Source organism: Mucilaginibacter sp. (assembly GCF_039207105.1).
Taxonomy (GTDB): Bacteria; Bacteroidota; Bacteroidia; order Sphingobacteriales; family Sphingobacteriaceae; genus Mucilaginibacter.
Window position 1 is genome coordinate 1 of the sequence record NZ_JBCECK010000198.1, and the last position, 7,932, is coordinate 7,932.

7 protein-coding genes and 1 pseudogene are annotated in these 7,932 nt (G+C 39.5%); 4 read left to right on the plus strand and 4 right to left on the minus strand.

Annotated elements, in window-relative coordinates; translation table 11 throughout:
• Positions 1 to 314: pseudogene (locus AAGC65_RS23380) on the minus strand (hypothetical protein); the annotation flags it as partial.
• 91 nt (positions 315 to 405) lie between these two features.
• Here AAGC65_RS23380 and AAGC65_RS23385 point away from each other — a divergent pair.
• The 3 genes from AAGC65_RS23385 (at position 406) to AAGC65_RS23395 (ending at position 3,347) form a co-directional block, all read left to right on the plus strand.
• Positions 406 to 753, plus strand: coding sequence for an iron-sulfur cluster assembly accessory protein (locus AAGC65_RS23385; protein ID WP_343114886.1), 348 nt, complete (start codon positions 406 to 408; stop codon positions 751 to 753).
• 351 nt (positions 754 to 1,104) lie between these two features.
• Positions 1,105 to 1,890 carry a hypothetical protein gene (locus AAGC65_RS23390; RefSeq protein WP_343114887.1) on the plus strand — a complete coding sequence of 262 codons (786 nt, stop codon included), beginning with the start codon at positions 1,105 to 1,107 and terminating at the stop codon, positions 1,888 to 1,890.
• Between the two features lie 218 nt (positions 1,891 to 2,108).
• Positions 2,109 to 3,347, plus strand: coding sequence for an ABC transporter permease (locus tag AAGC65_RS23395; protein WP_343114888.1), 1,239 nt, complete (start codon positions 2,109 to 2,111; stop codon positions 3,345 to 3,347).
• Between the two features lie 68 nt (positions 3,348 to 3,415).
• Here the strand turns inward: AAGC65_RS23395 and AAGC65_RS23400 are convergent, their stop codons facing one another.
• From AAGC65_RS23400 to AAGC65_RS23410, 3 genes are all read right to left on the minus strand, one after another.
• On the minus strand, positions 3,416 to 4,156 hold the full coding sequence (locus AAGC65_RS23400) for a CpsB/CapC family capsule biosynthesis tyrosine phosphatase (RefSeq protein WP_343114889.1): 741 nt from the start codon (positions 4,154 to 4,156) through the stop codon (positions 3,416 to 3,418).
• A gap of 82 nt (positions 4,157 to 4,238) precedes the next feature.
• Positions 4,239 to 5,258: a UDP-glucose 4-epimerase GalE gene (gene galE, locus AAGC65_RS23405; protein ID WP_343114890.1), complete on the minus strand. Its 1,020-nt coding sequence runs from the start codon at positions 5,256 to 5,258 to the stop codon at positions 4,239 to 4,241.
• Between the two features lie 15 nt (positions 5,259 to 5,273).
• A complete protein-coding gene (locus tag AAGC65_RS23410) occupies positions 5,274 to 6,260 on the minus strand; it encodes a UDP-glucuronic acid decarboxylase family protein (RefSeq protein ID WP_343114891.1) in 987 nt (328 codons plus the stop codon).
• Between the two features lie 237 nt (positions 6,261 to 6,497).
• Here AAGC65_RS23410 and AAGC65_RS23415 point away from each other — a divergent pair, with 237 nt between their 5' ends.
• On the plus strand, positions 6,498 to 7,775 hold the full coding sequence (locus AAGC65_RS23415; RefSeq protein WP_343114892.1) for a glycosyltransferase N-terminal domain-containing protein: 1,278 nt from the start codon (positions 6,498 to 6,500) through the stop codon (positions 7,773 to 7,775).
• Positions 7,776 to 7,932: the final 157 nt, after the last annotated feature.

Sequence of the window (7,932 nt, forward strand, 5' to 3'; positions counted from 1 at the left end):
GTAACATTATGCTGAAATTCATTACGGATCTCGGTGATGACGAGCAGCTGTAATTCGGCGGCCGACATGCCTGATGCATTAAGGCGCACAATCATACTTGCGGGATTAATTCTTTCTATAAATAGTACTACACGCTCATAGGCCTGTAAACGCAGGGGGAGTGTTTGGTTGCTGATGGTCCTTTTGAGCTCAAGGAGTTGTACATGCTCGGCCCGGTCAAGATATGGTTTAAATAAATACAGCGCCACCCATACAACGCCAATGCCGGCAATGGTATATTTTAAAATATCAAGTAGGTAGGGTAAGGTTTGCATATTCAGTAAATGTTAAACAGAGGTCATAAAATACCGGTTGCGACAAAAATCCACATTTTACCTTATATTTGTGTAGTTAAATAAAAATAAGATGAGTACTGCTGTTGAAATTGCACCGGTATCCTTTACTCCAGGAGCCGTTAAAGAACTTTTTAAATTAAGAGACCAGCAAGAAATAGGTGAAGACTTTGGCTTGCGTGTTGGTGTTGAAGGTGGTGGCTGCTCGGGCATGAACTACATTTTAGGCTTTGACCAAAAGAAGGATGGCGATCAGGAACACATCATCGAGGGATTGAAAGTATTAATGCATAAAGCTCATGGGATGTATCTGATGGGCATGCAAATTGATTTTCAAGACGGTCTAAACGCCCGTGGTTTTACATTTAACAATCCGAACGCTGCAAGTACCTGCGGCTGCGGAACTTCTTTCTCCGTATAAATTCAACCCATAAAATATTGTAAAAAGGGCAGCCATTGGCTGCCTTTTTTTATGCTCTTTTTATAATATTTCAGATTAAGGTGATATCAAATTTTAAAGCCTTAACCCTGCTGTAATATGCATTTTGTTTCATGGGTGATTATATGTTATAAATGTCCGAAAATAATTGATTTTCAGATATTTTATGCGTAAATTCATTTAACCAATAACCTCAAAACTAAATTTATGAGAAAGGAAATCCATTGCCTTTTTACGGGCTCGTCATGAGCATTTTTACCCCCGGTAATACATGCTTTAAATAATATTCCCCAATAAGCTAAAATCAAGAATCACCCCTTAAACTTAAATAATATGAAAAAGATCATGATAGCTGCGGTTTTGCTAATTTTTGCAATGGCAGGCTGCAAACAACCCGAAAAAAGCGCTCCTCCGGTTACTCAGGCAGGCGTATATAAATTGGAAAAGCAGATGGTTAGCGGTGGTGGAAAAGATACGGTTTACCAAAGGGTTCAAAGAAAAATATATACAGATGATCATTTTATGTATGCAGCCATCACCCCCGATTCATCGGTAGGTTTTGGCGTAGGATCTTATAAAATGGATTCTGTTAATAAAATGACCGAGCAAAATATATACAGCAGTCGTTTACTGGATTCGGCAGGTAAGTTTAATTTGGAAATCAGCAGAACAAGCAGAGGCTATACCCAGGTTATTCCTGATATAGCTAAAGTTCGCGATGTAAGCTATAAAATGGTTGAAGATTATACTACAATAGCTCCCAAAGATACAACGGCTTTGGATGGTTTATGGAAAATGGAAGCAGCCTATATAGTAACCGGAAAAGACACGGTAGATTTAAAGCCAGCGCAATATAAAATATTTCAGAAAGGATATTTTATGTTTGTTCACCGCTACCCGATTGATAAAGCGGGTAAAAAGTTTAAAAACGGTTTTGGATATGGTGTTTTCAGCCTGAGAAATGATACGCTGCGAGAAGAGGATGAGTTATCAAGCCATGCACAGCTGCTGAATAAGAAATTTGCTATTAAAATTACCTTTAAGGGTAATGATGAATATTCACAGGTTATTACAGATTCAGTACAAAAATCAGTAGAAATATACAGACGCATAAGATAAATAAGCAGGCGCATTTTATAATTCCGAAAGGGTTAATGTGGGTTGTTATCGCATACATTAGCCCTTTCTTGTTCACGAGACATCGTACTGAAGGGGTATTTTAATAAATATTATATACTATTTTAAGCCAATATTAAAAGAGGGCTTATTTGTGTGATTTGCTGTAACAAATTGATGTAGCACAGAGTCAAACCGCAAAGTTTTTTTATTTTTATACCATGCCGGTTAAAACATCATATAAAGAAAATATTTCCATCGCGTTACAATCTATAGCCGGCAACAGGCTCCGCACCTCCTTAACATCGTTAATTATTGCTATCGGTATAATGGCCCTAATAGGTATATTAACGGCTATTGAAGGCATCCGAGAATTTACCAACAACGCGTTTTCTGATCTGGGGGCCAATTCCTTTACTATTCAAAGCCGGGGCGAAGGACTTAACTTTGGTAGTGGTGGGCATAAAAAGGCTTACCCACCTATTAGCTATGATCAGGCAGAACGCTTTAAAAAAACATTTAAACTTCCTGTACTAACAGCCATTAATTTAGATGTTACAGGTACTGCTGTTGCCAAATACGGTAATCAAAAAACTAATCCCAATATCTCTATCTCGGGATCAAACGAAAACTACCTGGCTACTACGGGTAAAAAATTATCTTTTGGGCGTAACTTTTCGGCATCGGAGTTGGAGCATGGCGCCAATGTAGTACTGATAGGCGATGAGATAAAAACAAAACTTTTTAAACAGGAAAATCCGGTTAATCAATCGCTTTTTATAGGCAGCAATAAATATCGTATCGTTGGTGTAATTGCTTCAAAAGGCTCAAGCTCATTTGGGGGCGATAAATTTTGTATTATTCCTATACTTAAAGCAAAACAGATAGATACAGCGCGCAACCTGTCATACGCCATCACGGTTAAGGTAAATGGCCCTGGTGCTTTGGATGCCAGTATAGGTGAGGCTACATCACTGATCAGAAATGTTCGCGGACTTAATATTGCTAATGAAGATAATTTTGAAATAACCCGCAGCGATTCTATACAGCAGGAACTATCAAGCCAGTTATTAGGCATTACCATTGCAGGTTTTGCTGTAGGTATTATCACCTTAATAGGCGCAGCAATAGGGTTAATGAATATTATGCTGGTATCCGTTACGGAACGTACCCGCGAAATAGGGGTGCGTAAAGCCATAGGTGCAACACCAGCCGTGATACGTAAACAATTTTTAATTGAAGCTATAGTAATATGCTTTATAGGAGGTATAGCCGGTATGGTACTGGGTATAGCAGCAGGAAATCTGATAGCCGTTCAAATTAGCGGAGTATTTGTTGTGCCCTGGGGCTGGCTGTTTTTTGCCATAGTGCTATGTACGTTCATTGGCCTTACATCAGGCTATTATCCGGCAAAAAAAGCTGCCAGGCTTGATCCGGTTGAAGCGCTGAGGTACGAATAATAAAAAGCAGATAATAAAAAAGAGCGGCTCGGAAAAGTAATTTCCAAGCCGCTCTTTTTATTTGTTTTCTAAAATAATAAGCTATTCTTCAGTGGATAGTCAAACAGGAGCTTTTCAATATAGGTGGTATTGAGCGCGTCTTTTAAAGCGACTGCATGTTTGGTGTGGTGCATATCGCTTGATATAAAATCTACCAGCTCATTGTCTATTAAGGTTTCTGCCAGCTTTTTAGATTCCTTACCATAATACCCTGTTAATGAAATAGTATTAAGTTGAAAATTGCATCCCCAGCTGTGCAGGTTTTTGAATTGATCAAGATCCATGTAAGGATATCTTTCCGGATGCGCCAGAATGGGTTTATAACCCATATCATTCATTTTTTGTATTACCGGTACCGCATTGGGTGGCTGATTGATAAATGAAAACTCAAATAACGCGTAATTATCACCCATCGTGAACAACCGGCCTTCTTTTACCCTTGCCTCAAAGGTTTCATCAAAGTAATGCTCAGCAGCGGCCTCAACAGGTATATCAATATTCTCCTTGATCAGTTCGGCCTTGAGGATATTAAGCGCATTAGTTATCGTTTCAGGAGTGTTCCGGTAAAAATCTATCATTACGTGCGGAGTGGCTATAATTTTTTTTATACCCAGCTCCATCATTTTCCGTATCAGAATAATAGAGTCTTGCGGTGTTTTGGCTCCATCATCAATTCCAGGCAACACATGCGAGTGCATATCAACCATGATAGACTCATAGTTAAAACTCGCATGTTTCTTTTCCGGCTTTTTTTTAAATAAACCAAACATAGTTAACGGTTAGTATACTTATTTAGTGGTATGGCTTGTAAACAAACTGTACCACTAAATAAGCGATAATAGTCTTTACAAATTATAGCGGATTTTGTGCTATGTATTTTTCCCATTCCCAGGCTGATGACATCATATCATCAATCCCCAGTTTAGCTTTCCATCCTAATTTATTAGTTGATTTAGTTACATCGCCCCAAACCTGCTCCACATCTCCACCACGGCGCGGGCCAATTTCATAATTTAATTTTACACCGGTAGCACGCTCAAAAGCATGTATGATCTGTAATACGGTTGTGCCGTTACCAGTGCCAATATTAAATACATCGTATCCTTTAAAGGTATCTTGCTGCATCAATTTAAGCGCGGCTACGTGAGCTTTAGCTAAATCAACTACATGTATGTAATCACGAACGCAGCTGCCATCCGGCGTATTGTAGTCATTACCAAAAACAGTGATTTTTTCACGTTTGCCAATAGCGGTCTGGGTAATAAATGGCACTAAATTTTGTGGTACACCAATGGGCAGTTCGCCAATCAGCGCGCTATCATGTGCACCTACGGGGTTAAAGTACCGTAATGATATTACTTTATAATTGCTGCCAGAGGCTATCATATCCTGTAATATTTCCTCAGCAATTTGCTTGGTATTGCCATAAGGCGATTGAGCCGGCTGCACTGGCGCTGCTTCGGTAACTGGCAAATGCTCGGGCTGCCCGTAAACTGTACAGCTTGATGAGAAAACAAAATTCAATGGTTTACCATAATAGCCTTCCAGTAAATTGATAAGGGAATAAAAATTATTACGGTAATACTTTAACGGTTTTTGTACCGATTCGCCTACGGCTTTATAGGCTGCAAAATGAATGATGCCTTCAATATCAGGCTCGTTAACCGCCAGTTCTTTTACACTATGTTCATCGCATAGGTCGAGTTTATGAAAAACGGGTTTATAACCTATAATTTTAGCTATCTGATCTAATATCTTAGGGTCGGAGTTTGACAGGTCATCAACAATAACAGGTTCGTAACCTGCATTTACCAATTCAACAACAGTATGGGAGCCTATAAAACCCAGGCCGCCTGTTACTAATATTTTCATTTTCAGGGGTATGTGTTATCGTTTATTGTAATATGTAAAGTCCTTGTGGTTTATTTCTTTTTCAGGCAGCGATTTAAAGTAATCTAAAGTGATCTTTAAACCTTCACTTCTGGATACCTTAGGTTCCCAGCCTAAAATGCTTTTTGCTTTTGTAATATCCGGACGACGTTGTTTTGGATCATCAACAGGTAGAGGTAAGCTAATGAGTTTTTGATCGGTACCGGTTAGTTTAATGATCTCTTCGCCAAACTGTTTTATAGTGATCTCATCGGGGTTACCAATGTTCATTGGTTGCGCGTAGTCGCTGTGCAGCAGGCGGTAAATGCCTTCAACCAAATCATCAACGTAGCAGAACGAACGGGTTTGTGAACCATCGCCAAACATGGTTAATGATTCGCCCCTTAAGGCCTGGCCTATAAATGCCGGCAATACGCGGCCGTCATTTAGGCGCATGCGTGGGCCATAGGTGTTAAATATACGTATTATACGTGTTTCCAGGCCATGAAATGTATGGTAAGCCATAGTTATAGCTTCCTGGAAACGCTTAGCTTCGTCATAAACCCCGCGAGGGCCAACCGGGTTTACATTGCCCCAGTATTCTTCAGGCTGAGGGCTCACGTTTGGATCGCCATAAACTTCAGATGTTGAAGCTATCAGCATTCGGGCACCTTTGGCTAAAGCTAAACCTAATAAATTGTGAGTTCCTAATGAACCAACCTTTAAGGTTTGAATAGGTATTTTTAGATAATCAATTGGGCTTGCCGGAGAAGCGAAGTGTAATATGTAATGCAGATCGCCCGGTACATGCACAAAGGTAGAAACGTCATGATTGTAAAACTCAAAGTTTTCAAGCTTGAAAAGATGCTCGATATTGCGAAGATCGCCGGTAATCAAATTATCCATACCAATTACATGGTAATCTTCCTTGATAAATCTGTCGCACAGGTGCGATCCTAAAAATCCGGCTGCTCCGGTAATTAATATCCGTTTACGGTTTGACATTATTTCCTCCTGGTATTGTTATAATTGAATGTGCTTGTAGTTAATTGGTACGTTAAAGTATGCCCGCCAAAAATAGTTTTATTTTTTAATAACATTTTTATATCCTTAAAGTTGGGAATGCAGTAACTCATTTGTTTGGCTAATTAAGTTACAGTACATGAGCAGGGCACAATTATTAATTGCAATTATTGTTATTACTTTTATGCCCTGCTAAGATAATCATTCATACTTAAATTGATGTTTTTATATAACATTGGGATCAAACTATATTACTTTGCTGTATGGCTTGCCTCATTTTTTAATTCAAAGGCAGACTTATGGATAAAGGGCCGAAGACAGCAAAGGCTTGTACGGCTAAACAGCAGTATTTGGTTTCACTTTGCATCATTAGGTGAGTTTGAACAGGGACGCCCGATTTTAGAGGCTATAAGGAGTAAGCATCCCGAAAAAAAGATTGTGATCACCTTTTTTTCCCCCTCTGGTTATGAGATCAGGAAAAACACCCCGCTTGCCGATGAGGTTTATTACCTGCCCTTAGATACCGCTATTAATGCATATCAGTTTATAGACGCCATAAAACCCACTATGGTCATATTTACTAAATATGAGTACTGGTATCATTATTTTAATGAACTGCATAAGCGGCAAATCCCATTATATATTGTTTCAGGCATTTTTAGGCCCGGGCAGGTGTTTTTTAAATGGTATGGAGGCTTGCACCGCAGAATTTTAGGAATGGTGACCCACTTTTTTTTGCAGGACGAACAATCGAAGCAGTTATTGGGCAACCTCGACCTAAACAATACTACCATAAGTGGAGATACACGCTTTGACCGGGTTTGGGCCAATGCGGAGCATCCAAAACAAATACCCGGCGTAGGCGAATTTAAAAACAGACAAAAGCTTTTTATTGCGGGCAGTACCTGGCCCGAGGATGAGAAATTACTGGCTACTTTGCCTGCCTTGTACCCCGAGTGGAAATTTATTTTTGCCCCGCATGAAATTGGCGAAGAAAAAATAAACAATCTTGTTAATCTGTTTCCAAAAGAGGCAGCAATAAAATATTCTGAACTGGTTGATGATAATTCAAAAGTCAAAAGTCAAAATTCAAAAGAGGATTCTTCAATTTCCACACCTCGTACCCCGCTTTCCACGCCCCAAATACTAATTATCGATAATATTGGCATGCTATCGTCACTTTACGCCTATGGCGATATTGCCTATATAGGCGGCGGTTTTGGAGTTGGTATACATAATACGCTTGAGGCCGCTGCATTTGGTTTACCCGTTATTTTTGGCCCTAATTATTCAAAGTTTAATGAAGCCCGCGAACTGATAGCTTTAAAAGGAGGCTTTAGTATCAATAATGAGGCAGAGTTGCAAGGCACCGTAGATACTTTAGTTACGGATAATGCCTTTTACAGTATTACCAGCAAAAAAATATACACTTATGTACGCGAACATACTGGGGCTACGCAAATGATTATGGAACTCATTAGCCCCCAGGCTCCCTGAAGGGGGAGTTTCTGAAAGTTTACAACGTGCATGTCAAAAAGTTCCCCCTTTAGGGGGTTAGGGGGCTAATTATTCTTAATATTGCGTTAATGGGGTTTTTACATCTGCCCGGTTTGGGTAAAGCGCATTTTCACGAATATGGTACGGGTCATAAACC